Source organism: Streptomyces vulcanius (assembly GCF_042653945.1).
GTDB lineage: Bacteria > Actinomycetota > Actinomycetes > Streptomycetales > Streptomycetaceae > Streptomyces > Streptomyces mangrovi.
Genome location: NZ_JBHSFK010000016.1, coordinates 108,133 through 132,812, shown reverse-complemented (window position 1 = coordinate 132,812; position 24,680 = coordinate 108,133). Strand labels below are relative to the sequence as shown.

Annotated in this window: 16 protein-coding genes and 1 pseudogene; 8 read left to right on the top strand and 9 right to left on the bottom strand. The window is 73.1% G+C overall.

The genetic code is table 11. From position 1 onward, the window contains the following. The first annotated feature begins 6 nt into the window (after positions 1 to 6). The 5 genes from ACFPIH_RS24825 to ACFPIH_RS24805 are packed head-to-tail and all read left to right on the top strand — an operon-like array spanning position 7 to position 10,696. Positions 7 to 2,634: a dynamin family protein gene (locus ACFPIH_RS24825; protein ID WP_381168698.1), complete on the top strand. Its 2,628-nt coding sequence runs from the start codon at positions 7 to 9 to the stop codon at positions 2,632 to 2,634. Further along, positions 2,631 to 6,428 carry a hypothetical protein gene (locus tag ACFPIH_RS24820; protein ID WP_381168700.1) on the top strand — a complete coding sequence of 1,266 codons (3,798 nt, stop codon included), beginning with the start codon at positions 2,631 to 2,633 and terminating at the stop codon, positions 6,426 to 6,428. The genes ACFPIH_RS24825 and ACFPIH_RS24820 overlap by 4 nt, the downstream gene beginning before the upstream one ends. After that, positions 6,428 to 8,503: a hypothetical protein gene (locus ACFPIH_RS24815; protein WP_381168702.1), complete on the top strand. Its 2,076-nt coding sequence runs from the start codon at positions 6,428 to 6,430 to the stop codon at positions 8,501 to 8,503. Before ACFPIH_RS24820 ends, ACFPIH_RS24815 begins: the two co-directional genes overlap by 1 nt. Then, positions 8,496 to 9,365: a hypothetical protein gene (locus ACFPIH_RS24810; RefSeq protein WP_381168704.1), complete on the top strand. Its 870-nt coding sequence runs from the start codon at positions 8,496 to 8,498 to the stop codon at positions 9,363 to 9,365. The genes ACFPIH_RS24815 and ACFPIH_RS24810 overlap by 8 nt, the downstream gene beginning before the upstream one ends. Continuing rightward, positions 9,362 to 10,696 carry a protein phosphatase 2C domain-containing protein gene (locus ACFPIH_RS24805; protein ID WP_381168706.1) on the top strand — a complete coding sequence of 445 codons (1,335 nt, stop codon included), beginning with the start codon at positions 9,362 to 9,364 and terminating at the stop codon, positions 10,694 to 10,696. Before ACFPIH_RS24810 ends, ACFPIH_RS24805 begins: the two co-directional genes overlap by 4 nt. A 21-nt stretch (positions 10,697 to 10,717) precedes the next feature. Here ACFPIH_RS24805 and ACFPIH_RS24800 read toward each other — a convergent pair whose 3' ends face one another. The 6 genes from ACFPIH_RS24800 to ACFPIH_RS24775 all read right to left on the bottom strand — a co-directional run bounded on the left by ACFPIH_RS24800 (position 10,718) and on the right by ACFPIH_RS24775 (position 17,620). Further along, on the bottom strand, positions 10,718 to 12,070 hold the full coding sequence (locus ACFPIH_RS24800; protein WP_381168708.1) for an alpha/beta hydrolase: 1,353 nt from the start codon (positions 12,068 to 12,070) through the stop codon (positions 10,718 to 10,720). Continuing rightward, positions 12,067 to 12,852, bottom strand: coding sequence for a hypothetical protein (locus tag ACFPIH_RS24795; RefSeq protein WP_381168710.1), 786 nt, complete (start codon positions 12,850 to 12,852; stop codon positions 12,067 to 12,069). The genes ACFPIH_RS24800 and ACFPIH_RS24795 overlap by 4 nt, the downstream gene beginning before the upstream one ends. A gap of 30 nt (positions 12,853 to 12,882) precedes the next feature. Further along, positions 12,883 to 13,971 carry a PP2C family protein-serine/threonine phosphatase gene (locus ACFPIH_RS24790; RefSeq protein ID WP_381169192.1) on the bottom strand — a complete coding sequence of 363 codons (1,089 nt, stop codon included), beginning with the start codon at positions 13,969 to 13,971 and terminating at the stop codon, positions 12,883 to 12,885. A gap of 144 nt (positions 13,972 to 14,115) precedes the next feature. Beyond that, positions 14,116 to 14,874, bottom strand: a complete 759-nt coding sequence (locus ACFPIH_RS24785; RefSeq protein ID WP_381168712.1) for an IclR family transcriptional regulator — start codon at positions 14,872 to 14,874, stop codon at positions 14,116 to 14,118. 72 nt (positions 14,875 to 14,946) lie between these two features. After that, positions 14,947 to 15,543, bottom strand: a complete 597-nt coding sequence (locus ACFPIH_RS24780) for a TetR/AcrR family transcriptional regulator (RefSeq protein ID WP_381168714.1) — start codon at positions 15,541 to 15,543, stop codon at positions 14,947 to 14,949. A gap of 22 nt (positions 15,544 to 15,565) precedes the next feature. Then, positions 15,566 to 17,620 carry a galactose-binding domain-containing protein gene (locus tag ACFPIH_RS24775; RefSeq protein WP_381168716.1) on the bottom strand — a complete coding sequence of 685 codons (2,055 nt, stop codon included), beginning with the start codon at positions 17,618 to 17,620 and terminating at the stop codon, positions 15,566 to 15,568. Between the two features lie 285 nt (positions 17,621 to 17,905). Here ACFPIH_RS24775 and ACFPIH_RS24770 point away from each other — a divergent pair, with 285 nt between their 5' ends. Both ACFPIH_RS24770 and ACFPIH_RS24765 read left to right on the top strand, forming a co-directional pair. Next, positions 17,906 to 19,906, top strand: coding sequence for a flavin monoamine oxidase family protein (locus ACFPIH_RS24770; protein ID WP_381168718.1), 2,001 nt, complete (start codon positions 17,906 to 17,908; stop codon positions 19,904 to 19,906). An 84-nt stretch (positions 19,907 to 19,990) separates the two neighbouring features. Next, positions 19,991 to 20,944 (top strand): TIGR01777 family oxidoreductase, encoded by a 954-nt coding sequence (locus tag ACFPIH_RS24765; RefSeq protein ID WP_381168720.1) that lies wholly within the window; start codon positions 19,991 to 19,993, stop codon positions 20,942 to 20,944. 222 nt (positions 20,945 to 21,166) lie between these two features. Here the strand turns inward: ACFPIH_RS24765 and ACFPIH_RS24760 are convergent. Further along, a pseudogene (locus tag ACFPIH_RS24760) lies at positions 21,167 to 21,586 on the bottom strand (IS200/IS605 family accessory protein TnpB-related protein); the annotation flags it as partial. 75 nt (positions 21,587 to 21,661) lie between these two features. Here ACFPIH_RS24760 and ACFPIH_RS24755 point away from each other — a divergent pair. Next, complete coding sequence (locus ACFPIH_RS24755) at positions 21,662 to 22,894, top strand: cytochrome P450 (RefSeq protein ID WP_381168722.1); 1,233 nt, start codon at positions 21,662 to 21,664, stop codon at positions 22,892 to 22,894. Between the two features lie 63 nt (positions 22,895 to 22,957). On the opposite strand, the gene ACFPIH_RS24750 is transcribed toward ACFPIH_RS24755, so the two are convergent. Both ACFPIH_RS24750 and ACFPIH_RS24745 read right to left on the bottom strand, forming a co-directional pair. Beyond that, the gene (locus tag ACFPIH_RS24750; RefSeq protein ID WP_381168724.1) at positions 22,958 to 23,677 is read right to left on the bottom strand and encodes an alpha/beta fold hydrolase; all 720 of its coding nucleotides are present in this window, start codon (positions 23,675 to 23,677) and stop codon (positions 22,958 to 22,960) included. A gap of 20 nt (positions 23,678 to 23,697) precedes the next feature. Continuing rightward, entirely contained in the window at positions 23,698 to 24,669 is a 972-nt protein-coding gene (locus tag ACFPIH_RS24745; RefSeq protein ID WP_381168726.1) for an alpha/beta hydrolase, read from the bottom strand. Positions 24,670 to 24,680 lie beyond the last annotated feature (11 nt).

Sequence of the window (24,680 nt, the reverse complement as noted above, 5' to 3'; positions counted from 1 at the left end):
GACCCGTTGGCACGCCAGCTGTCGCTCAGTCAACTCGAGGAGTACGTCCATGACGTCGAGGCCTTCCTCGACGCGCTCGACCCGCCCGCGTCGGAGCAGGAGGAGAAGAAGGAGGAGGCCGCCGCCCGGGACAAGCTCGCGCGGGCCGCAGCGAAACTGAGGGCGCGGACCGCGGCGCCCATCTCGCTCGCCGTCGTCGGTGAGTACACCGTCGGCAAGTCCCTGCTGCTGGGCGCGCTCCTCGGCCGCCCTGACCTGCTGCCGGTGGAGGAGCGCCCCGCGACCGGCAACATCACGGTGCTGCGGCTGCGGCAGGGCGAGGCCGGGCAGGGCACCGAGCTGGAGAAGACCTCGGAGATCCACTTCATGACCCGGGACCGGCTGGCCTCCTGCGTCCGGGAGATCACCCGGGAACTGGTGCGGCTGCTCGACGAGCAGGTACCGGAGCTGAAGGCGGGTCAGGTGCTGGGCGGTGTCGACCTGGTGGCCGGACCGCAGGGCTGGGCCCCGTTCCTCGGCTGGTACCGGTGCCTGTGGGGCCGGCAGACGCCGGGACTGCAGTACGTCGCCGCCGAACTGATCTCGTCGCGGTTCCGGGACGCCGCGCTCGAACTGCTCCGGATCCGGGACGCCGAACAGGGCCAGCAGGGTCTGCTCGGCTCCGGGCCGGTGCGGCTGGGCACCGGCGTCGTACGCAGGGTGCTCGAACTGCCGGTTGCCTCCGTCACCCCGGACACCCCGCTGGCGCCGCGCAAGCTCACCATCACCCGGGAGAGCGTGGAGGAGGGCGGTACCGCGCTCGCGGACTGCTTCCCGCTGGTGGAGCGGGTCGAGCAGGTCGTCGGGGTGGACCCGGAGTACTGGCCGCTCGGCGACCTGCTGGACGGGCGGGACGTGCAGATCCTGGACTTCCCCGGGGTCGGTGCCGTCGGCTCCTTCGGGCGGGACCGCAACCTCAGCCGGCAGGCCCTGCAGGACATCCACTCGATCCTGCTGGTGCTGCCGGCCCATCATCTGCCCTCGGACATCGCCCTCGACTTCTGGCAGATGCTGGCCGCCGACGGCCGCAGTCAGGAGGCCCTGGGGACGGCCGCGCTGCTGGCCGCCAACCAGTTCGACCGGATCGTCGTACCGTCGCCGGCTGCCGGGCAGCCGGGCGGCGGCGGGCTCGGCCGGGTGGACTCCCTCAACAGCCTGGCCGCGTTCGCGCCGAAGATCATCGGACAGGGCGACAACCGCGACCAGATCTTCCTCGCCTCCGCCGTCACCGGTCTGCTGCTGGAACAGCAGCCCTGGGAGGAGGCCTCGCACCAGACACAGGACGTGATCCGCAGCGTCGCCGACCGGCTGACCGACATCCACCGGCCCACCTGGCACGAGTTCGCGGCCCGGCTGGAGGAGGAAGAGCCCGGCAGCCGCTGGGCGGGCCGGCTGCGGGCCTACGAGGAGGACGGCGGCCTCGGCTCGATCCGCGAGGGGGTCCAGCGGCACCTCGTCCGGCACGGGGACGCCCACCGGCTGGAGCGGGCCCGGGCCGCCCAGCGCGAGGTCGACCAGGCGCTGCGGGCCTACCGGCGGGCCGCCCCGCGCGACGAGCCCCCGGAGGCGGAGGCGTACCGGGAGGCCGGCGCCCGTTTCCGGGAGCTGGGGCAGCTCGTCGGACGGATCCTGAAGGACGTCGAACTGCTCGACGAGACCGACCTGTCGAGGCTGCCCGAGGCCCCCGCGCCGCCGGACGTCGACAGCAGCCGGGCCGAGGTCCGGGCCGCCGTGTACGGCGCGCACTGGTGGGAGCAGCTGTTCCAGCGGGCCCTGCGCAGTCCGGACCACCTGGTGCCGCACGGCCAGCCGGTGGAAAGGGACCCGCTGTCCTTCGGCAGGCGCCCCCGGCCGCGGCCCATCGTCGACGACACCACCGTCTTCCAGCAGCTGTTCGAACGGGTCCTGACCGACCAGCGCGCCCAGGACCTCCAGCATCTGGAGGCGTGGCTGGAGGACTGGCGCGGCTACTGGTCCGACGAGATAGCCCCGTTCCGTGAGTGGCTGGCCTCCGACGAGGAGTCGGCGCTGCTGCTGCCCGAGCTGTACACCCGGCGGATGCACGATCCGGAGATCCTCGGCGAACTGCTCGACGGCCTCGACGTGGACGCCCTGGTCGGGCAGGTCGCCGAGCGGGCACCGGCGTTCCTGGAGTCGACGGCCGTGGAACCGGGCCACGCGTTCCCGCTGCAACCTGGTCACGCCCTGCCCTGGCACGCCGAGAGCGACAACGGCGCCAGGGAGGCCGACGAACGTCACCGGCATCCGCTGGCCGTGCTGCAGATGCGGGCGGCGATCGCGGACGCGGCGGCGGACCGGGTCGGCGCCCAGTTGCACGGGCTGCTGCGCCGGGTGCTCCAGGTGTTCCGGGACACCTTCGACGACGTCCGTGAGTCGCTGCTCGACCAGGACGCCTTCCGGCCCGCGGTGAGCCGTCGGACACCGGGCCGGGCGGAGGAGAGCTCCGCGGTGGCGGAGCCGGACGCCGGGGAGCCGGATGCCGGGGAGCCGGATGCCGGGGAGCGGGCCACCACCATCGACGACCTGATCCGCAAGTGGCTCAAGGGTGAGCGGGGAAGCGGGGGAGACGTATGAGCAACAGCGCACTGCGCGTCACGTTCACGGTTCCGGACGGGGGCGAGCTGCCCGACCCGGGCGCGCTGTCCGAGGAGAGCCGGGAGGCGCTCGGGTCGGCGCGGCAGCGGGCGACGGAGTGGGCCGAGACACCCGTACGGCCGGAGTACGCCCACCCCGTACCGCCGGAGGACGCCCGCCCCGGGCCGGCCCCGGCGGACCGGTTCCCGGGCCCCGGTGGGAGCCCCGGCCCGGGGCCGCGTGTCCCGTTGCAGCCGGGCCAGCCGCTGGACGGCCCGCCCCATGGCTACGGCACACCCGGCGCCCCTCACGGCTACGGCGCACCCGGCGCCCCCCATCCCTCCCCGCCGTACCCGGAAGCGCCGCCGCCCCCGGCGAACCCGGCGACCCCGCAGCCGACCGCGCAGCCGGCCGCGCAGGTCATCCCCGACGGCTCCGCGTCCTACGTGCTGGTCCCCGACGCCGACGGCTATCTCCTGCCGGACGTGCTCCTCGAACACGTCGGCTCCCCCGCCCATCTGACGGCGCATCTGCCGGCCGAGGTACGGGTCCGGCACCCGGAGGGCGAGCGGCTGCCGGCCCTTCTCACCAACGCCCTCGCCAAGGCCTGGTCGGCCGGCGGGCACGGCGCGTTCTCGGTGGAGGGACCACGGCGGATCTCGCACGGGGCGCGGCTCGCGCTGTTCGCGGTCCATCCCCAGTCCTCGGCCGCGGCCCCGGTGCGGGACGCGCGGCCCCTGCGGCTCACGGTCGGCTGGCGGGTGCAGTACACCGGGGCCGACCCCACGGCCGGGGGCGCCGCGCACGCGGACGTCGTCCTGCTGCTGTGGCCGCCGGGACGGCCCGCGCCCACGCCGCGTACGCCCGCCGCCGACCACCTGGTGCTGCGCCGGCCCGGACGTACGGTCGAAGGCCTGGCGGCGGCCGTCGACTTCGGCACCACCGCGTCCACGGTCACCCTGCTGGGCCGCCACCACACGGGCAAGCACGTCGACGCCCACCAGGCCGCCACCCTCGCCGAGCGGCTGGCCGCGCTGACGGCCCCGCCGGACGACGCCCCGCGCGCCTGGAAGAGCGCCCTGGAGACCCTGCGGGCCGGGCAGTTGGAGATCGGCGGGCCGCTGGGCCGCGCGCCGGGCGGCGCCGAGGCGCTGACGCAGCTGGACAACCTGGCCGTGGCCACCAGGGTCCTGCTGTGGGCCGAGGAGACCCGGTTCGGGACCGACGACCCGGAGCTGCGGCACTGGCTGGTCGAGCAGTTGCACGCGCTGACCAGCGCGACCGTGCGCACCCCGGCGCTCGACCTGCACGAGCTGGAACCGGTGGACTTCCACTACGGCGAGGGCACCTCCACCCGCGCCCCGGCCACCTCGTTGCGCGAGGTGGAGGGAAACCAGGACCGTGCGGGTGTGTCCCGGGGCCGGGGGCTCGCCTACGAGCTCACCCCGGAGGAGACCGAGGGCATCACCGGGATCAAGCGGAAGCTCCTGACCACGCCCGTGGACGGCGGCCCCGACCAGGGTTCGACCCCGGTGCACCTCGCCCAGCACGTCTACCACCTCCTGGTGGACCGGGCGGAGCGGTCCGCGCACGGCAACGAGCCGGGGCAGCCCGGGCGGCTGAGCACGCTGCTGCTCACCTACCCCACCTCCGCCACGCCGGTGGCCCGGCGCCAGTTGCAGGACCTGGTGCGCGACGGGCTGTCGGTCGCCAACGTGGAACTGCTCACCGACGAGGGCCTGGCGGCCGGTCTCTACTTCGTGATGCGGGACCTCACCGCGAACCTGGACCTGGGCCTGGAGACGCTGCGCGCCTCGTCCCGGCCCGTGCCGGGTGAGCCGGACTCCTGGCGGACCGTCATGCTGGTCGTCGACATCGGCGGCGGCACCACGGACATCGCGCTGCTCGACCTGATCCTGCGGGACCTGACCCCGGCCCTGGAACCGTCGGTGCGCTTCACGTCGGGCCGCGCCTACCTGCTGGAGCCGCGGATCCTCGGCACGATCGGGCACGGCCAGCTCGGCGGCGACCTGCTCACCCTGCTCGTCCTGTACTGGATCAAGGCCGCGCTGCTCGACCACGTCGGCACGGGCGACCAGGAGCGGAGCGGTGAACGGCTCTCGGCGCGGGTCGCGCGGCAGGCCGAGGGCAACCGGGAGTCCCTGGTGAGCCCCGAGGTGCGCGAGGTGCTGCGGGCAGCGCTGCCCACCCACTGGCACGAGTACGGGCGCGAGCTGGAGGACGCGGAGGAGGTCCGGCTGCGGGAGGCCCGGTTCAGCACGCTGTGGCGGCTGGCCGAGCGGGTCAAGCGGGCGCTCGGCGAGGAGAACGGCGACGCCCGCCTCACCGACGGCGAACTCGACGACCTGCGCCAGCGGTTCGAACCGCTGCAGAACCTCGCCGGGCCGGTGGTGTTCTCACAGGACGAGTTCCGCATCCTCGTCGAACCCTTCGTCCGGCAGGCGGCCGAGATGGCGGCGGGGCTCGTCTCCGACGCCTTCCGGCGGATGAGCGCCGGGCCCGGCGAGGCGGGCGGGGCGAACGCGCGGGGCGGGGCCGCCGACGCGGCGCCGTATCTGGACCGGGTGGTGCTCGCGGGGCGCAGCAGCACGATGGCGGCGGTGGGCAGGGCGCTGCACCAGGCGCTGCGGAAGACCGACTACCAGCATGGCCGGGTCACCCGGAAGGTGGCGTGGAACCCCGAACGCCTGGAGGTGGAGACGGGGTTCCTCGCCAAGCAGGCGACGTCCCTCGGCGCGGCCTGGCTGAACCGGGTGCGGGGCCGGGTCGGTGCCTTTCGCGGGGACTCCGGGGGCATGATCCACTCGGAGCTGTCGGTCGTCACCCAGGGGTTGTTCAGCTGTCTGCCCTGCGACTTCTCCCTTCAGGGTCTCGCGGCCGGCGCGCGGGAACTGTTCTCGTCCGGCACACCGTTCGAGCAGCTGGGCGCCGACACCTCGCTGGGGCTGGCCAGTCCCTGGCGCCAGGTGGTCCGTACGCCGAGCGTGATCCGTCCCCGGGCGGGCAGCAGCCCCATCCCCTGGGGGATCCTGGAGGTGGAGAACCGGGCCCGCCGTGCCGGGTGCGACATGTCCTCGCCCGCCTGGGACTTCGACCGGGGCGCCGAGATGCGGTTCCGCATCTGCGTGGACGAACGGCTCAATCTCACGGCCGAGTTCCGGCACGGACCCCGGCAGCACTACTGGATCCCCGACGAGCACGGCGCCGACCGGCGCGAGTCGCTCCCGCTGAACAACCGGGCGGGGCTGCGGTTCGCCCCGCACCAGCCGACCGTACGGGTGCCGGGCGAGATCTGCGCCGCGACGCAGGAGTGGGGCAGCCCCGGGTTCGCCCCGCAGGAGGTGTTCCCGGGCGACAGGAGCGAGGCGGGCAAACCGCTGCTCGTCTACTTCCCGGACCTGTTCCATGTGGGCGCGGATCCCGATCCGCTGGTCGAGCCCACGCCCGGGCGGATCGCCGAACTCCACCTCGCGCAGCAGGACGAGAAAGCCGAGTTCCTGCACTTCTACGTCCGCGATCCCCAGGGCGGCGACCCGGTCCACCTCGGCAAGCTGCGGGTGCCCGCCGCCAACCCCCACGCCCTGTCGAGTCCGGTCCGCGTCACCCTGGACGCCCGTGGCGAACTCCGGCTGCACCGCGGTGCTCTGCGGACGCCCGAGGTGGGGAGTTTCGTCGAGGCCGAGCAGCGGCCGGGCTGGGTGCACCGGGTGCCCATGGAGATCACCGCGCGCGAATACCAGGCCGGCTGGGACCCCGACAGCGGAGAACACTGATGGCGAACGGAACCGAACACGATCCCGGGGCCGCCGGATCCGGGGCCCCCGGATCCGAGGAGCAACTCGCTGAGGCCCGCCGGAAGTTCGCCGACTTCGCGGAGAAGGCGGCGGAGGCGCTGTCCCCCGGATCCCGCGCGGCCGGCCCCCTGCTGGAGGGTCTCCTCCGGCTGACGGAGCAGTTGGGCGCCGAACTGCCCCGGCTGGACGACCGGACGGCGGCGGTCGTCCGGAGCCTGCGCATCGACCTCAGCAAAGCCGTCGTCGCGGGCGGCGCGGCCACCGGGGCGAGCGGCACGACGGCCCCCGCCCCGGGCCTGCCCCCGGTCCCCGACGACGCGCTGGAGGCCGTACGGCACGCCCGGGAGGCCGCCGATGCGGCGCAGGAGGCGGCGGCCGCGAGGGCGCACGCCTGGCGGTCCGCACAGCTGGCCTGGGAGGCGAAGACGGCGGCGGTCGCCGAACTGGGCGCCGCGCAGGCGGAGTTGTACGCGGCACGGCAGGACGCGGAGGCGGCGAAGGAGGTCACGGCCACGGCGCTGGAGGAGGCGCGGTCCGCCGGGGAATCGGCACGCGCCGCCGACGCGACGGCCCGGGTAGCCCTGGCGGACGCCCGTACCGCGCGGGAGCAGGCCGTCCAGGCCCGGGAACGGGAGCGCAGCGCGCTGGGCGAGGCCCGGGAGGCGGAGGAGCTGGCCGGGGTCGCGCGGCTGGCGGCGGAGCGGGCCGAGAAGCGGGCGGAGGACGCGCGGGACGACGTACGGCGGCAGCAGGACAGGGCGCGGACGGCCGGGGAGGCGGCGGACGCCGCGGAGACCGCGCGGGTCGAGGCGGAGGCGGAGACCCTGGAGCGGGAGGCCGCCGGGCAGCGGGAGTCGCGCGAGACGGCCGAGCGGCGCAGGGAGCGGGCGAGGACGGACGTCGAACTCGAACGGGCGCGCCGCGTGGCGGCCGAGACGGAGGCCGACGAGGTGGAGCGCGAGCTGGCGGCGACCCGGACGGCGACGGCCCAGGCCAGGGAGCGGGAGGAGCGGGCCCGACGCGCGCGGTTCCCCGCCAGGCTGGAGGAGGCGGTGAACGACATCTGGGAGATCCACCGCGAGCGTGCGTTCGCCTTCGGCACCGAGAAGCCGCCCGCCGGGCAGGACGCCGCCTCGCTGTGGACCCGCGCCCATGTCGCGCTGCTGAGGCTGCCTGCGCCGGACCGGCGGCAGGGGGCCGCGCGGCTCGCGGCGCTGGCCCGGGAGGGCGGGCTGGAACCGGGCGAGATCCTGCCCGGGGAACCGGAGCCCACGGGCGCCGCGCCTACCGTCGTCGCCGTGCCCTCGCTGTCCGGTTGTTCCGGATACGACGTCCAGGAGCTGCGGCTGACCACCGACGCCCCCCGGTGGCCCGACCTCACGGACGACGAACGGGCCGAGGTCAGCGCGCTGTTGGACACGGCGAAGGCCGAGGCGGAGGGCCGGTCCGAGGAGCGGCTCGCGGCCCTGCTGCCCACTCCCCCGGAGGGCGACCTGCTGCTCACGGTCCTGCTGCGGATCTGGCAGGCGGACCGGCTGCTGGCGCTCGATCCCGCGCTCGGCCGCTGGCCGGACGGCTGGAAGCGGAAGTGGGTGCCCTGGGACCGCGAGGAGTTCCGCAAGCAGGCGGTCCATCAGCTCGCCCTGCTCGCCAGCGTGTATCCGGAGCCGGTGGAGGGCTGGCGCTGGGCCAAGCCGGAGGACGCGCAGACGGCGGTCACCTGGCTGCACTCCCTGGACGCCGTGCTGGGTTTCCACCACCGGGCCCCGGCCCTGCGGGGCAGCTGGTGGTGGAGCTGGCGCCTGGCCCTGGTCGAGGAGCTGGTGCACCCCGCCGGATGGGCCGGGCGGCGGGCCGTCGTCGACCCGGACGAGCTGACCCGCCTGTTCACCGGGACCAAGGCCAAGGACTACTTCGAGCAGCCGGACATCTGCGACCGCGTCAGCCCACCGATCCAGTGGCTCGCCTCACCACCCCTGGTCGCAACCGACCAGTCGAGCACCCCCCGCTGTCTGCGCAAGGGCCGCATCATCCGCGGAGTGGGCCGTGGCTGAGCCGGACGAGCGGAGCGTCCCAAAGGGGCGCGGGGAACTGCGCGACCAGCCGCAACGGTCCCGTGGCCGAACAACGACACCTCACGGCCCGACCAGTGGAGCGGAAGCCGGGATCGCCGCCCTGGCCGAGCTGCCGCTGGCGCGGGCCTGTGGTCTTGGCCCCGCGCTGGCGAACGACCTCACGGCCCTGGCCGCGGGCGACACCCCACGGCTGCGCGTCGCCCTCGGCGGGACGGCACCGGCCGTGCGCCGGCTGACGGCGCCCCTGCGCCGGGGCCTGCCCGCCGACGCCGTACGGCTGGGCTCGCGGCCCGCGGACTGCCATCTGCTGCTCTACGCCGTCGGCGACCGGCGTACGCCCGCGCACCCGGGCGATCCGGAGGCCCCGGGCCGGGACCTGACCGCGTTGCTCGTACGGCCCGGGGCGCCCAGGGCGTGTGTCGTCGTGGTCGCCGAGGACGACTGGGGCGGGCTCGGCCTGGACTCGGTGGCGGGCTGGAACCGCGACCGGCTCTGGGAGTGGCCCGAGCCGTGGCGGGCCTGCGCCGTGCGGGCGGTCGTACCCCCGGGGGAGCTCGGCCGGCTGATGGACGAGGAGTTGGTCCCGGCGGTGGAGCAACGGCACGTCCTGGTGGCGGAGTTGGTGCGGGTGCGGCTGGCGCGGGCGCTGCGGCTGATCGGCGAGGCCGCCCGGGACGTGACCGCCGAGGCCGGGACCGGGCCCGCCGACGCCTGGCTGCGGCTCCAGGGGCGGGCCGGCGGACCGGCGGCCCGCCGACTGCTGCGGCTGCTGAACGGCTTCCCGGACGGCACACCGCGCCCGACGGACGGAAGCAACGGACGAGACGGAGAAGTCGCATGACGGCGCTGGTGCTCGGGATCCTCCTGACGGTGAGCGTGCTGGGCAACGCGCTGCTGCTGCGGCTGTGTACCCGGGACCGCAGAGTGCGGCGCGAGGCCCAGGCGGCACGCGCCGCCGAACTCGCTGGCGTCGAGGCCGAGCGGGCGCGGCAGGCGCAGCAGTGGCAGACGGAACGCACTCGGCAGTTGGCGGAGTGGCAGAACGAACGGGCGGGCCTGCTGGGCGCGGTGGGCGAGAGCGGGAGCGGTCTGGAGCACGCCCGCGCCGCCCAGGAGGCCGCCGAGGCCAGGGCCGGTCAGGTGACCGCCGAACAGGCCGCGACGGAGGAGGAGTTGACCGTGACGCGGGCGGCTCGGGCAGCCGCCGAGGCGGAGATCCGCCGGCTCAGGAGCCGTCTGGAGGAGTGGGAGGACGCCGTCCCGCCGGCCGCTGAGGCTTCGACCCCGGCGGTGCCCCGTGAACTGCCCCTGGGCCGGGACGCGGCGGCCGACAGCGTCGTGGACGGGGCGGATCTGGGCCCGTTGGTGGTGCGGGCGGCGTCCGTGCGGGGCGCACGTCATCGCGAGGACCGTCAACACCGCAGGGACGCGGTGCAGTTGAGGCTGGTGGACGGCGCGGGAGCGCCGGTGCTGCTGAGCGCGGTGGCGGCCGGGGTGCCCGGTGCGCCGCTGTCCCAGTCGGGGGCGACCGCGGCCTGCCGTGCCCTGGTCACCCAACTCTCCTCCGGGGCCTCGCCGTTCGGGGACGGCCCGTTCGGCGCGGGCGACGACGCGTCGGTCACCTCGGCTCTGCGGGCCGTCCTGGCGGGGGTCGCCAACTCGGTGCGTCTGGTGGGCCGGGCGAACACCGCGGGGGTGGTGAGCGGGGGTGAGGACGCGCAGGTGGCGACCTCGCTGTACGGGCTGCTGTCCCAGCTGGGGGACCGCAGGGAGCGGCAGCACCTCGTCTTCGGAGTGGGCGCCGCCCGGCTGCTGCGGCTGCGCGCCGAGGACGACCCGGCGGACGACGCGCCCCGGTGGACGCCGCTGGTGACCCCGGACGCGGAGTCGTCCGTACGCCGTCTCCCGGACGTCGCCGAGGACGGCTCGGACGTGGTGTGGCAGCGGGTGTCGACCCGGCCCGGCGATGTGCTGGTCCTCGCGTCGGGGCCGATGGCGCAGCTGCTCGACCGGCAGGACGTGGCCGACTGGTACGTCCGCCGCTGGTACGGCCGGCAGCCCTTCCTGACCACGTTCCTCTCGGACGTCAACGCCAACATCCGGGACGGCGGGGGCGACCGCAGCGTGGTGTGCCTGTGGGACCACGGGCACACCGCCGCCACGTGGTCGTGACGGCGGCGGGCCCGGCGGTCGTCAGCGCAGCCCGGCGAGGAAGGGGGCGAGGGTGCGCGTGAGGGTGTTGTGGCCGGTGGCGGCGAACAGCGGGTCGAGGTGGTTCATCCCGTTGTCGGTCTCGTACGTCGCGTACGGGATCCGGGAGCCGGCCACGACCCGCTGGGCGGCCGACACGATGGTGCCCTTGGCGTAGCTCGTCTGGAAGGCGTAGAGCGGGACGGCGAGGCCGGCGGCGTGGCGCAGCCGCAGGCCGAGCGAGCGGGCCAGGCCGGTGTCGGCGTAGGCGTCGGTGACGTCGAGGTCGACCGACAGCCGGGCCGGCCAGTACCACTCCCACACGGCCGGCGCGGGGCCGCCCGCGTAGGCCTCGGCGACGCGGGCGATCGGGGTGATGCCGGTGTCGGTCCAGCCGCGTGTCTCGCCGCTGTCGGCGAGCGTTCCCGAGTGGACGCTGATGTCGTTCGGCCAGCCGAATCCGGCGTCGACCAGGATGCCGAGGAGGGCGGCGTTGGTGACCGGGACCTGCGGGCGCAGGGCGTCGGGCATGCGGGGCTGGAGGACCGAGCGGCTGTCCGGGTCGTGGTGCGCGTAGTGGCCCGCGAGCTGGTACCAGATCTGGGTGCTCTCGGGCCGGTCGCCGAGGCCGACGGCGCTGAGGGTGAGGTCGAAGACGGCTCCCCCGTCGATCGCGGCGAGCCGCTGCCGTATCTCCTCCGGCGAGTCGGCCACGTCCTGTCCCGTGCCGTCGAAGGCCCCGCGCACCCCGCCGTCCACGAGTACGAGGCCGGTGAGGTCCCGGTGTCCGGGGCGGCCGTCGAAGTCCCAGGCGGCGTAGGCCATCGCGGTGGTGGCGCCCCAGGAGTGCCCGCCGAGCACGACCCGGCGCCGGCCGTCGCAGGCCGCGGCCCGTACGACCGTCCGCAGGTCCTCCAGGGTGCGGGTGAGGCCCCAGCCGGCGGCGAAGGCGGAGGCGGCGGGGTCCTGCGCGCGGTAGCGGCCGTCGAGGTAGTACGCGAGCGGGTCGGGGCCGGTGAATCCGGAGCGGTCGGCCAGGTTCTCCTCGCGCCGGTCGAAGGCCCACACCTGCACGCCGGGCAGGGCCGCGACGAGGTCCCGGGCCAGCAGCCGGAAGTCGTTCGCGGCGCCGAACATGCCGGGGACGAGGACCAGCGCGGTGTGCGCGGAGTCGGGGCCGACCTTGAGCACGTGCACCCGGTCGCTTCCCGCCGGACCGCCTCCGGTGCCGACGTTCAGGGCGACGTACGGCTCCCGGTCGCGAGCGGCGGCCGGACCCGCTGTCACCCCGGAGGCCAGGGCGACGCCGCCGGCGATTCCGCCCAGTACCGCCCTGCGCGAGATTCCTGAGCTCATGCGGCACACCCCCCGACGCGCTTCGTGCCGAGCGCCACGTCGTCCATGCGGAGGTCGTACGAGGCCGGGGTGGGGTCGGCCTGGTACAACTGCCAGCCCAGCTTGAGCCGGTCGAAGCGCGGGAAGACGAAGTCGTCGGCGGTGCCGCCGTGTTGCTCGGTGGACACGGTCAGGTCGGACTGCTCGACCCCGTCGAGGTAGACGGTGACCCGGTTGTCGGTGGCGTCCAGGTGGAACTCGACGCAGCTCCAACCGCCCGCTGTGGCGGGGGCGGTGGTCTTCCAGGCGGTCCAGTCGCCGGTGGGGCCGAGGTCGGAGCCGACGCCCCAGAAGTTGGCCTGCTCGGTGGGGACGTACTGGCCGCCCAGCGGGCGTACGAGGGTGGGGGTGTCGGAGCCGGAGGCCTCGGCGATCGTCCAGTGGGCCCAGTCGGGCGCGGTGGGGAACTGGTCGACGCGCAGCCGCAGCCGGGCCCAGTAGCTGTTGCCGGCGGGTGCGAGGTCGTCGAGAACCATGAAGGCGCGGCCGTTGCCGTCCGTGCGCAACCGCAGTTCGCGGCCGTGGCCGGTGGTGCTCGGTTCGACGGTGAGGGAGCCGTGGGAGGTGTCGGTGGTCCAGCCGCGGCCCTCGGTGACCGGGCCGAGCGGGAGTCGGTCGAAGGTCTCCCGGAACAGGGGGGCGGGTGTCGGGTGCGGGACGGAGGCCGAGGCGGTGGGGGGTGTCGCCAGCAGCGCGGCCGAGGTGGCCAGCAGCGCGGCGGCGATCTTCCGCATGGGTGTCATGCGGACAGTCTGCAACACCCGTCACAGCGGTCACACAGTCTGGTCCCCCAACAGCAGCCCGGGCCCGGCGAGTTGGCGGTGCACCCGGGCGGGGGCGGGCTTACGGACGAGCAGCAGGGCCGCGTCGTCGTGGAGCCGGCCGCCGACGTGTGCGAGGAGTTCGTCGTGCAGGGCGTCGAGGGTGCGCGCGGGTTCGTCGGTCAGATGGCGGGCCAGGCCGTCCTGGAGCGGGTAGAAGGCGCGGCCGTGGTCGCGGGCCTCGGTCACCCCGTCGGTGTAGAGCAGGAGCTGGTCGCCGTCGGCGAAGGGCAGCACCTGGAGGGTGGGGGTCTCGTCGGTGAGGGCGCGCAGTCCCAGGGGCGGTGCCGGGCGGGTGGGCTCGACCGGTGTGACGGCTCCGGAGGCGCGGGCCAGCAGGGGTGGGGCGTGTCCGCAGTTCACCAGGTGCAGCCGTCCGGGCTCCGAGTGGCCGGCGACGACGGCGGTCACGAAGTCGTCGTGGCCGAGGTTGCGCGCCAGGCTGCGTTCGATGCGGTCGACGACGGTGAGGAGGTCGGGCTCGTCGTAGGCGGCCTCGCGGAAGACACCGAGCACGAGGGCGGCGGTGCCGACGGCCGGGAGGCCCTTGCCGCGCACGTCGCCGACGATCAGCCGGACGCCGTACGGGGTGGGGACGAGGGCGTAGAGGTCGCCGCCGATGCGGGCCTCCGCCGCGGCGGCGCTGTAGCGGACGGCCACCTGGAAGGGTCCGACCACGTCCGGCACGGGCAGCAGGAGGGCGTGCTGGGCGGCCTCCGCGACCGACCGGACCGCCGCGAGCACCCGCTCCCGGCGCCCGCGCAGCGCGCCGGCCAGGCCGCTGGCCAGGGTGACCGCGACCAGGGCGGACAGTACGGCCGTGAGCTCGCCGGAGGGGACGCCGTAGTGGACGCCGAGCACCACGCCGAGAGCGGCGGCCAGCAGCCCGACGCCCAGTACTCCGCGCGGGCCGTCAGTGGTGGCGGCGAGCGCGGGCCCGACCGCGAGGAGGTGCAGCCAGACGGGCCCGGCGCCGCCGACCAGAGTGACCAGCGCGACGACGAGTACCGCGAGGACGGGTAGCGCCGGGCCCGCGGACATGGCTTTGACCAGGTACGTCTGCCCGTGGTCGCCGCCACGGTGTCGGGCCTGACTCATATCGCGTCCGCAGTCCTCACCTGTGTGTCGAATGTCCGTTTCATCCAGGAAAGCGGGTCCGGACCGGATACCACAAGGAGCGGGATTTCAAATGGTGAGCGACAGGCTTCTGGTCACCCGGTCCGCGGTCGGCAGCAGCCGGGCCCTGATCTCCGGCACCCGGGAGAGCTTGTCGACCGGCAGCGAGACGCCGAGCGAGCCCAGGATCTCGCCGCTGTAGACGGGCACGGCGACACAGACCGTGCCGAGGGTGTACTCCTCCAGGTCCGTGACGGCCGGGGCCACGGGGGAGGCGTCCAGCCTGCGGAGGAGCTCGAGGGCGCTGGTGATGGTCTTCGGGGTGAGGTCGGAGAGGTGGTGGCGGGAGAGGTAGTCGTTGCGGGCGTCGTCGTCGAGTTCCCGCAGCACGGACTTGCCGAGCGCGGTGGCGTGTCCCGCGTCCTCGAACCCCACCCACAGGTCGACCCGGGGGGTCCGGGGGCCGTCGACGATCTCGGCGACGCGGATCTCGCCCTCCTCGTAGAAGGTGAGGTAGGCGGCGGTCGTCAGCTCGTCGCGCAGCGCGGCCAGCGTGGGCCGGACCCGGCTGAGCAGGGTCTGCCCCCGCCCGGCGGTGTGCAGCGTGCGCAGCTTGTCGCCGAGGACGAATCCGCCGTCCTCGAGTTTGCGCAGGTAGCCGTCGTGGACGAGGGTGCGCAGCAGGTGGTAGGCGGTGGCCAGCGGCAGCCCGGCCTCCCGCGCCAGCTGCTTCGCCGGCGCACCGTTCTCGTGCGCGCTCACCGCCTCCAGCAGCCGGAAGGCCCGCTGCACGGACGAGATGAGCGTAGGACCGTCCTGCGCTCCCATAGGAACAGCGTGCGCCGGGCTTCGGGCGGGGGCAAGAGGTGTGGGTTCGTCACGGATTGTGCCGGTCGGGCTTCAGGGGGTGCGCACCAGCCCGGCGACATGGGACGTGACCGTGTCGAGGATGGCCGTCCAGGCCGCCTCGTCGCCGAGGACCAGGTAGCTCAGGGTCAGCCCGTCGGTCATGGCGGCCAGATAGCGGGCCAGGACGCCGACGGGTACGGCGAGTGTGATGCCCATGTTCGCGCACAGCTCCTCCACGAGCTGTGCGTACGCCTCGCCGTACAGCTCGTACTGGCGGCGGGCCAGATGCTCGAACCCGGGCTGGCGCAGGGCGTACTGGGTGAGTTCGTAGGTGAGCATGTGCTCGTCGGGGTGGGCCCGGACATGGTCCCAGTACGCCTGGAAGCCGGCCCGGACCGTCTCCTCCAGGGTGGCCCTGGGCCGGATCGCCTCCTTCACGACGCTCACCGAGTGGTCGGTGAGCGTCGTGATGACCGACTCGACCAGGGCTTCCTTGGAGTCGAAGCAGTAGTGGAAGACGCTCAGGGACACCCCGGCCTCGGCGGCGATGGACCGGGTGGTCGTCCTGGGGACGCCGTCCCGGGCCATCGCCCTGATCGCCGCTTCCGTCAGCTGTCTGCGCCGCTCGGCCGACGGCATGCGTGCCATGGATGTCCCCCGGTGTCGTACGTCAGGCGCTGTGCACGCCCACTTCGTACAGCGAGTATCCCCAGTCCGTGCCCCGGTCGAGGCCGTGGACCCGGACGTAGCGGGCCGGGACACCGGTGAAGCGGGCCGTGTCCAGGCCGCCGTCGCCGGAGGTGGTGGACCAGACGGTCTGCCAGGTGCTTCCGTCCGTGGAGAGCTCGATCCGGTACGACTTCCCGTACGCGCGCTCCCAGTCGAGGGTGACCCGGGAGACGAGGTTGGTGGAGCCGAGGTCGACCTGCCACGACTGGTCGTCGCTCCAGTCACTGGCCCAGCGGGTGGAGTCGTCGCCGTCCACGGCCTGCCCCGGCTGGTAGCTGGTGAACGGGTTGGACTCGGACGAACTCGCCGTGGCGGTACGCCCCTTGGCAAGGTTGACGGACGCCTGGTGCTGTTCGGTCGTCCCCCAGGTGTCGAGGTAGGACTCGGCGCCCCGGAAGAGGTCGTCCACCACGCCCTGGCCGCCGACGAGCCGGATGTCCTCGATCCAGTCGGGGATCATCCCGACGTGAGCGGCGCCGTCGGTGTTGATGTCGAAGGTGCGCGAGCCGCTGGTCTGCCTGTCGACGACCGAACCGCCGTCGACGCTCCTGAAGGGGTACGTCACCTTGTTCGCGGCGTCGGCGCCGCGCGGGGCGGGGTGGTCGCCGATGCCGTTGAAGTCGGTGCCGTAGCCGTATCCGACGCCGTACTTGTCGCGCAGCGCCTCCGTACGCTCGGCCTCCTCGCTGAACTCCTCGGAGCCGTGCATGTACTGGGCGACGAAACCGCCGACGGAGTAGACCCGCTCGGTCCAGTTCAGGTCCATCCAGCTGTGCGAGGAGAGGACGCCCGGGTAGGAGGCGGCCTCGAAGATGTCCAGCGCCTGGCCGGTGGCCTTGACGCTCATGTGGTCGATCTCCAGCATCATCTTGCGCTTCATCATGCCGCGCACGGCGTACTCGCCGAGGTCGGTGAGCCCGCGTGTGTTGCACTGGGCGTTCTCGTCGTACTCGGGTACCTCGGTGCCGGCGGGCAGGTCGGCCTCGGCGTCGGAGGCGGCGGTGCCGATGGGGTTGTCGTGCATCGCGGTGGTGCACTTCTCGGTCTGCCAGAAGGTGCCGGTGGACAGGAACTGGCCGACGTTGATGGCGGTGCCGAGGCCGCCCTCGTCGAAGCGGACGCCGCACAGCGCGTTGTCGAACTTGTGGCACAGGAACATGCTGCGCACGCCCAGCGCGTACAGCTCGTCGAGACCCTTGTCGATGTCGGACTTGCTGCACTGCGCGATGTCGAAGATCTGCTTGCAGCCGAAGGGTTCGGAGGTCTCCACGCCCAGGACGACCGCCAGCTTGCCCTGCTGGATGACCTGACGGGCCTGCGCGCTGTCGGTGACGATCCGGAACCAGCCCTTGCCGGTGCCGCCGTACATGGCGTCGATGTACGTCTGGAGGTCGTACGTCAGCTTCGCCTGGAGGCGGATGGACGTCATCTCGTCACAACTGCGGTCCTTGAAGGGGTAGATGGAGCAGATCATGCCGTTGGTGACGAGGTCGTTGACCAGCACCCGCTGCCCGCCGCGCCAGGCCCGCTCGACCCAGGCGTAGTAGTTCGCCTGGTGGGTCATCGAGTCGTACGCAGGCCAGTCCGCGAAGGTCGGCCAGCCGGCCGGGTCGTGCTTCCCGTCGCCGCCGTGGGTGATGTAGTCGAAGAGCGCGAGGCTGCCGTCGGGGTAGTGCTCGGGACAGTCCTTGAGCGCGTCGGCGACGCCCGCAGCGGAGAAGACCTTGCCGCAGATCAGCCGCCCGCCGAAGGCCTCGTTGGAGAACAGGTGGTTGTGGGCGTCGATGAACCCCCGTACCTCCCCTGCCGAGTTGGTACCGGTGAACGGCTCGCCGGTGACGTTGATCTGGGAATCCGGCGTCGGCCTGGCGGTCGGTGTCCACCAGTCCGCGCCGGCCGCCGAACTCGGCGTGGGGCTGAGGATCGTGGCGAGCACGAGGAGGAGCAGCGAGACGAGAGTGACGTCTCGGCGTCTGCGGTCAGGGCGTCCGGTCATGGTCACAGCCCACGTCCCTCGGTCGGCGGGAAGGCGCGGTCGACGAGGGTGTTTTGACTACCCATGAGATTGTCATGACCGACGCAAGATAATGCGATGAGGATCGCCAGTGACGCTTTCCGAGTCAAGAGTCCGGGACGCTTGACCTGATAAGTCGGGGTGCCACGAGTAAACCACCCCCGCCCGTCGGACAGTTGCACGCGTTCAGAAGGTGCGCCTACACGTTCAGGTGATGATCCACCCGACCATGGCGAACACGCCCCACGCGCCCCCTATCCAGGGCATATGGACAATTCTCCCGCTTCTGCCGATCCCGTCCGGCTCTCCCGTCGGCGCTTCACGGCGGCCACGGCCACGGCCACCGCAGCCGCCGCCGCGCTCACCGTCGCCGCCCCTGCCGCCACGGCTCTCCCCGAGCGGACCTCGCCCAGGTCCACCGCCGACTGGGCGACCTGCCTGGCCGTCGCCCGCGCCCTGCTGGTGGTCGACGAGGACGACCGGCCACTGGTGCCGGGTTACCGGAAGGTCCTGGACGGAGGCCTGCCCCGGGTCGGGACGGGGACCGCGAAGAAGGTGCTGGTGGTCGGCGCGGGACCGGCCGGCCTGGTGGCCGCCTGGCTGCTGAAGCGGGCCGGGCACGACGTCACGCTCGTGGAGGCCAACGGCAACCGCGTCGGCGGCCGCATCAAGACGTTCCGTACGGGCGGCCACGAGCACGCCGAACAGGCCTTCGCCGATCCGTTGCAGTACGCGGAGGCGGGCGCGATGCGGCTCCCCGGCAGCCATCCGCTGGTGATGAGCCTGATCGACCAGCTCGGCGTCGAGAAGCGCCGGTTCCACCTGGTGGACGTGGACGCGGGCGGCAAGCCGGTCAACAACGCCTGGCTGCACGTCAACGGCGTCCGGGTGCGCCGCTCCGCGTACGCGAGGTCACCGCGCCGGATCAACCGCTCCTTCGGCGTACCCCACGCCCACTGGGACACCCCTTCCGGGACCATCCTGCGTCAGGCCCTGGACCCCGTGCGCGACGAGTTCAGCACGCTCGGCGCCGACGGCAAGCGGGTCGACAAGCCGCTGCCCGAGCGGGTGCAGGGGTGGGCGCGGGTCGTGCAGAAGTACGGCGACTGGTCGATGTACCGCTTCCTGACCGAGGAGGCCGGCCTCGACGAGCGCACGATCGATCTGATCGGCACCCTGGAGAACCTCACCTCCCGTCTCCCCCTCTCCTTCATCCACAGCTTCATCAGCGCCTCCCTCATCAGCCCGGACACCGAGTTCTGGGAGCTCGTCGGCGGTACGGCGACGCTTCCGGACGCGCTGCTGAAGGAGGTCTCCGACGTGCTGCGGCTCGACCGGCGGGCGACGCACATCGAGTACTGGACGCCGGACCGGCACGGCTCGGGCGACGGCACCTCACATGTCCGCGCCGACGGACCGCACGTCTGGATCGACACCGTCTCCGAGGGCCGCGACGGCAAGGTCGTGCGCGAGCAGTTCACCGCCGACCTGGCGATCGTCACGGTGCCGTTCTCGGGGCTGCGGCAGGTCCAGGTCAGCCCGCTGATGTCGTACAAGAAGCGGCGGGCGGTCGCGGAGCTGCACTACGACAGCGCGACCAAGGTGCTGCTGGAGTTCTCCCGGCGCTGGTGGGAGTTCGCCGAGGCGGACTGGAAGCGCGAACTCAACGCCGTACGGCCGGGGTTGTACGAGGACTACCGGGCCGGGAAGGCACCGGCCGACGGGAGTCTGCTGGGCGCGCATCCGTCCGTGCCGCCGGGGCACATCACCGCCGGGCAGCGGGTGCACTACGCCGCCCACTACTGGGCCGGGCGGGACCAGCCGGAGGCGGCGCACATCGTCGGCGGCGGTTCGATCTCCGACAACTCCAACCGGTTCATGATCAATCCGTCGCACCCGATGGACGGCAGCAAGGGCGGTGTCGTCCTCGCCTCCTACAGCTGGGCCGACGACGCGTCCCGCTGGGACTCCCTCGACGACGACGCCCGCTACCCGCACGCCCTGCGCGGGCTCCAGCAGGTCTACGGCCGGCGGGTCGAGGTCTTCTACACGGGTGCCGGGCGCACCCAGAGCTGGCTGCGCGACCCCTACGCGTACGGCGAGGCGTCCGTCCTGCTGCCCGGCCAGCACACCGAGCTGCTGGCGGCGATCCGTACCCAGGAGGGCCCGCTGCACTTCGCCGGCGACCACACCTCGGTCAAGCCGTCATGGATCGAGGGGGCGCTGGAGTCGGGGGTGCGGGCGGCGCTGGAGGTCCATCACGCCTGACCGGACACCTTGAGCGCGAGCACGTGTTTTGAACGTGTTCAAAAGTAGGAGTAGGCTCCCCTTCACACGAAGGGGAGCCTACTGATGAAGATCGTCATACCCGGGGGTACCGGGCAGGTGGGGACGGTGCTGCGCCGGGCGCTGACCGCCGCAGGACACGAGGTCGTCGTCCTGAGCCGTCGCCCGTCGGGACCGGGTGAGGTCGGCTGGGACGGCCGGACCCCGGGCGCCTGGGCCGGTGAGCTGGACGGCAGCGACGTCGTGATCAACCTGGCGGGCCGCAGCGTCAGCTGCCGGTACACCCCCGCCAACCTCAAGGCCATGATGGACTCCCGGGTGGAGTCGGCGCGGGTGGTGGGCGAGGCGATCGGCGTCGCCGTACGGCCGCCGAAGGTGTGGCTGCAGATGAGCACGGCGACCGTCTACGCCCACCGCCACGACGCCCCGAACGACGAGGACACCGGGGTGATCGGCGGCGCCGAGCCGGACGTGCCGGGCTACTGGGGCTACAGCGTCGACATCGCCACGGCCTGGGAGGCCGAGCTGGAGAAGGCCGACACCCCGCACACCCGCAAGGTGGCCCTGCGCTCCGCGATGGTGATGAGCCCGGACCGGGGCGGGGTGTTCGACGTCCTGTCGCGGCTGGCCCGGCTGGGCCTCGGCGGTCCGGTCGCGGGCGGCGCGCAGTATGTGTCCTGGATCCACGACCGGGACTTCGTGCGCGCGGTGGAGTTCCTCGTCGCGCGCGACGACCTCGCCGGACCGGTCAACCTCGCCGCCCCCGAACCCCTCCCCCAGCGCACGTTCATGCGCGCGCTGCGCTCCGCGTGGGGCGTCCCGGTGGGGCTGCCCGCGACGAAGTGGATGGCCGAACTCGGCGCCCTCGCCCTGCGCTCGGACACCGAACTGCTCCTGAAGAGCCGCCGGGTCGTCCCCGGCCGTCTGCTCGCCGCGGGCTTCGCCTTCGACCACCCGCAGTGGCCGGAGGCGGCGGACGCTCTCGTACGACGTGCGCGCGAGAGCCGCCGGCGGCCGTGACGTGGGTCACGTACGGGTCCGCGTCAGGTTTCTGACGGGGAGCTGTCAGGAAGCTGCGGTTCCATGGCGCTGGACGCTCCCCCACCAGGAGTGCCATGACCGTTCCCAGACACTGAGCGGGAGTGAGTCCTGTTGCCGGAACTCGTGCTCAGCCGAACGCCCCGAACGGTGTCGGGTGTTCTGGTCCACCGCGTTCGCTCCGCGTCCGGGCGGCACGGCCTGAAGGGTGTGCCGGTTGTTCAGCAGCCGCTTCCCGCCGCGCACCACACACACGCGCCCGGCCTCACGGTCGGCGCGTGCCGCCTCCAGCCGGCCGGTGAGCGCGTGCGGGCGCCGGGTCTTGGCATGCCACTCCCGCTTGCTGCGGTAGCCGCCCGGAGCGCGCTCGGTGCCCTTCTCCCCGACCGGGAGGGACGGCCGGTGCGCGATCGTGCGCACACCCGCTTCCAGGCTCTGGATGTGCGCGAGCGGCCCGCGCCGGGCGAGCGCCCACTGATCGTGGCCGGCCTTCGTGACCGACCCGGCCCAGCGGGAAGAGGACTCCAGGGTGAGGGCGCGCTTGCGCTCGGCCCACCGTTCGCCGTCGTGCTCCAGCCCCGCCGCGCGGCGGGCCTTCGGATCCCGCGACGCGAGCATGCCCAGTACTCACTCGTCCGCCCCACAACACGCCCGCGCGCAGTCAACCGCCAGCAACTCGCAACCCCCACAAGGAGTGCCATGACCTCCATCGTTGCGCACGACCCTTCCGAGTCCGTCCCCGAGTTCCCGATGCCCCGGGACGCGGCCTGTCCGTTCGCCCCGCCCCCGGAGATGATGCGGCTGCACGACGAGCGGCCGGTCGCCAAGGTCCGGCTGTGGGACGGCAGTACGCACTGGCTCGTCACCCGCTACGACGACCAGCGCGCCCTGTACGGCGACCAGCGGCTCAGTGTCGACGTCACACGGCCCGGCTTCCCGTACCTGAGCCGGGGCTTCAAGGAGACCGCCGGGAAGACCCCGCCGTCGTTCCTCAACATGGACGACCCCGAGCACGCGCGGATCCGCCGGATGGTCACCGCGCCGTTCACCATCAAGCGGATGGAGGCGCTGCGGCCCGCCGTCCAGCGCATCACCGACGACCTCATCGACGCGATGCTGGCCGGACCGAACCCGGTCGACCTGGTCGAGGCGCTCGCGCTGCCGCTGCCCTCGCTGGTGATCTGCGAACTGCTGGGCGTGCCCTACGAGGACCACGACTTCTTCCAGCGGCACAGCAAGATAGGGGTGAGCCGGAACTCCACGGCGGAGGAGTCCCGCGCCGCCAACATCGCCCTCTACCAGTATCTGGAGAAGCTCCTCGACGCGAAGCTGGCCACCCCGGCCGACGACATGCTCTCCGACCTGGCGGCCCGGATGGCCGCCGGCGAACTGGCCCGGCACGAGGCCGCGATGCTGGGCGTGCTGCTGCTGGGCGCGGGGCACGAGACCACCGCGAACATGATCTCCCTGGGCGTGCTGGCGCTGCTGGAGCATCCCGGGCAACTGGCCGTCGTCCGTGCCGGTGACGACCCGAAGGTGCTGGCCGGCGCGGTGGAGGAACTGCTGCGCTATCTGACCGTCGTGCACAGCGGCCAGCGGCGCCTCGCACTGGAGGACCTGGAGATCGGCGGGCAGCGCGTCCGCGCCGGGGAGGGCGTCATCATCCCGGGCGCCAGCGGCAACTGGAGCCCCGAGCACTTCCCCGAGCCCGGCCGTCTCGACGTACGCCGTGACGCCCGCCGCCACATGGCCTTCGGCTTCGGCATCCACCAGTGCCTCGGCCAGCCCCTGGCCCGCATCGAACTCCAGGTGGTCTACGGCACGTTGTTCCGCCGTATCCCCCAACTGCGGGTCGCGGCACCGCTGGACACGATCCCGTTCAAGGACGACGGAATCGTGTACGGCGTGTACGAGCTGCCGGTGACCTGGTAGCGCGCACGACAGCAGAAGCCGCGCGGACCCGAACAGGTCCGCGCGGCCGACTTCTGCGGCGGGTCAGGCCGTTGCGCTCACCGCGTCACGGATCAGGTCCGCGACCGCCTTCGGCTGGGAGACCGCGACGGCGTGCGAGGCGCCCTCGATCTCGACGGTCGTCGCCCCGGCGCGCTTGGCGCCGAAGCGCTCCACCTCGGGGTTGATGGCCTCGTCGGCGGCGGCGACCAGCGCCCAGGACGGCTTGGTCTTCCAGCCCGCCGCGGCGGCGGTCTCCTCGAACGCGGCGGCGGCCAGCGGACGCTGGGCGGCGGCGAGCACCTTGGTGACGTCCGCGGGCACGTCGGCGGCGAACACCCACGGGAAGGCGTCCTCGGCGATGGTGAACTCGACGGCCGACTCGCCGCCGGGCGCCGGGTACGTCCGCTCCTTGAGGTTGCTGCCCAGCGGCGACAGCGGGAAGCGGCCCTGCAGCTCGCCGAGGCTCTCGCCCTCCTCCAGGACGTACGCGGCGACGTAGACGAGGCCGACGACGTTCTCGGTGACGCCGGCGACCGTGATCAGGGCGCCGCCGTAGGAGTGGCCGACGAGGATCACGGGTCCGTCGATCTGCGCGGCGACCGAGGCGACGTACGCCGCGTCGGAGGCGAGGCCGCGCAGCGGGTTCGGCGGGGCGATCACCGGGATGCCGTGGCCCTGCAGTTCGGCGATGACGCCGGACCAGCTGGCGGCGTCGGCGAACGCGCCGTGGACCAGGACGACGGTGGGCGTGGTGGTGCTCATGGGTGTGCTGTCTCCTGGGTTCAGACGGTGTGCAGGGCGCTGCGCAGGGTGGTGACGGCGAGGTTGATCGCGGCCTCGGCGGCATGCGTCGAGCGCAGCGCGTTGAGCATCACGAAGTCGTGGATGATGCCCTGGAAGCGGACCGCCGTGACCGGGACACCGGCCGCGCGCAGCTTGTTCGCATACGCCTCACCCTCATCCCGCAGGACATCCGCCTCACCCGTGATCACCAACGCCGGCGGCAGACCGGCCAGCTGCTCCGTCGTCGCACGCAGCGGCGAAGCCGTGATCTGGGCCCGCTCACCCTCATCCGTCGTGTACTGGTCCCAGAACCACTGCATCCCGTCCCGCCGCAGGAAATACCCCTCCGCGAACTGGCGGTACGACCCCGTGTCGAACGCCGCGTCCGTCACCGGGTAGAACAACACCTGCTGCACCAACGGAACACCGCCACGCTCCTTCGCCATCAGCGTCAGCGCCGCGGTCATGTTGCCGCCGACCGAGTCACCCGCCACCGCCAACCGCGAGGCGTCCAGACCCTTCGACGCACCCTCCGCCACCACCCACCGCGCCACCGCGAAGTTCTGCTCGATCGCCACCGGATACCGCGCCTCCGGCGACAGGTCGTACTCCGGGAACACCACCGCCGCACCCACACCCACGGCGAGCTCACGCACCAGACGGTCATGCGTGTGCGCATTACCGAACACCCAGCCCGCACCATGGATGTAGACGATCACCGGCAGCGCGCCGCCGACACCCGCCGGCCTCACGATCCGAGCCCGGACACTCCCCGTCGGACCACCCGACACCGTGACCCACTCCTCGTCCACGGCCGGCATGTCGATCTCACCCGACTGCACCTCGTCGACCGCCTTACGCCCCTCCGCCGGCGCCAGATCGAACAGATACGGCGGATTCGCGGTCGCCTCGGCAAACGCCGCTGCCTCGGGTTCAAGTACCGGTACGACCGGCTGTACGACGTCGGACATGGGTTTCTCCA

Excerpts from the sequence above, each read along its gene's own strand:
- ACFPIH_RS24820 (WP_381168700.1), top strand. The coding sequence starts at position 2,631 with ATGAGCAACAGCGCACTGCGCGTCACGTTCACGGTTCCGGACGGGGGC.
- ACFPIH_RS24805 (WP_381168706.1), top strand. The coding sequence starts at position 9,362 with ATGACGGCGCTGGTGCTCGGGATCCTCCTGACGGTGAGCGTGCTGGGC.
- ACFPIH_RS24785 (WP_381168712.1), bottom strand. The coding sequence starts at position 14,874 with ATGGGAGCGCAGGACGGTCCTACGCTCATCTCGTCCGTGCAGCGGGCC.
- ACFPIH_RS24770 (WP_381168718.1), top strand. The coding sequence starts at position 17,906 with ATGGACAATTCTCCCGCTTCTGCCGATCCCGTCCGGCTCTCCCGTCGG.
- ACFPIH_RS24795 (WP_381168710.1), bottom strand. The coding sequence starts at position 12,852 with ATGACACCCATGCGGAAGATCGCCGCCGCGCTGCTGGCCACCTCGGCC.
- ACFPIH_RS24755 (WP_381168722.1), top strand. The coding sequence starts at position 21,662 with ATGACCTCCATCGTTGCGCACGACCCTTCCGAGTCCGTCCCCGAGTTC.
- ACFPIH_RS24780 (WP_381168714.1), bottom strand. The coding sequence starts at position 15,543 with ATGGCACGCATGCCGTCGGCCGAGCGGCGCAGACAGCTGACGGAAGCG.
- ACFPIH_RS24745 (WP_381168726.1), bottom strand. The coding sequence starts at position 24,669 with ATGTCCGACGTCGTACAGCCGGTCGTACCGGTACTTGAACCCGAGGCA.
- ACFPIH_RS24750 (WP_381168724.1), bottom strand. The coding sequence starts at position 23,677 with ATGAGCACCACCACGCCCACCGTCGTCCTGGTCCACGGCGCGTTCGCC.
- ACFPIH_RS24775 (WP_381168716.1), bottom strand. The coding sequence starts at position 17,620 with ATGACCGGACGCCCTGACCGCAGACGCCGAGACGTCACTCTCGTCTCG.
- ACFPIH_RS24790 (WP_381169192.1), bottom strand. The coding sequence starts at position 13,971 with ATGTCCGCGGGCCCGGCGCTACCCGTCCTCGCGGTACTCGTCGTCGCG.
- ACFPIH_RS24765 (WP_381168720.1), top strand. The coding sequence starts at position 19,991 with ATGAAGATCGTCATACCCGGGGGTACCGGGCAGGTGGGGACGGTGCTG.
- ACFPIH_RS24800 (WP_381168708.1), bottom strand. The coding sequence starts at position 12,070 with ATGAGCTCAGGAATCTCGCGCAGGGCGGTACTGGGCGGAATCGCCGGC.
- ACFPIH_RS24815 (WP_381168702.1), top strand. The coding sequence starts at position 6,428 with ATGGCGAACGGAACCGAACACGATCCCGGGGCCGCCGGATCCGGGGCC.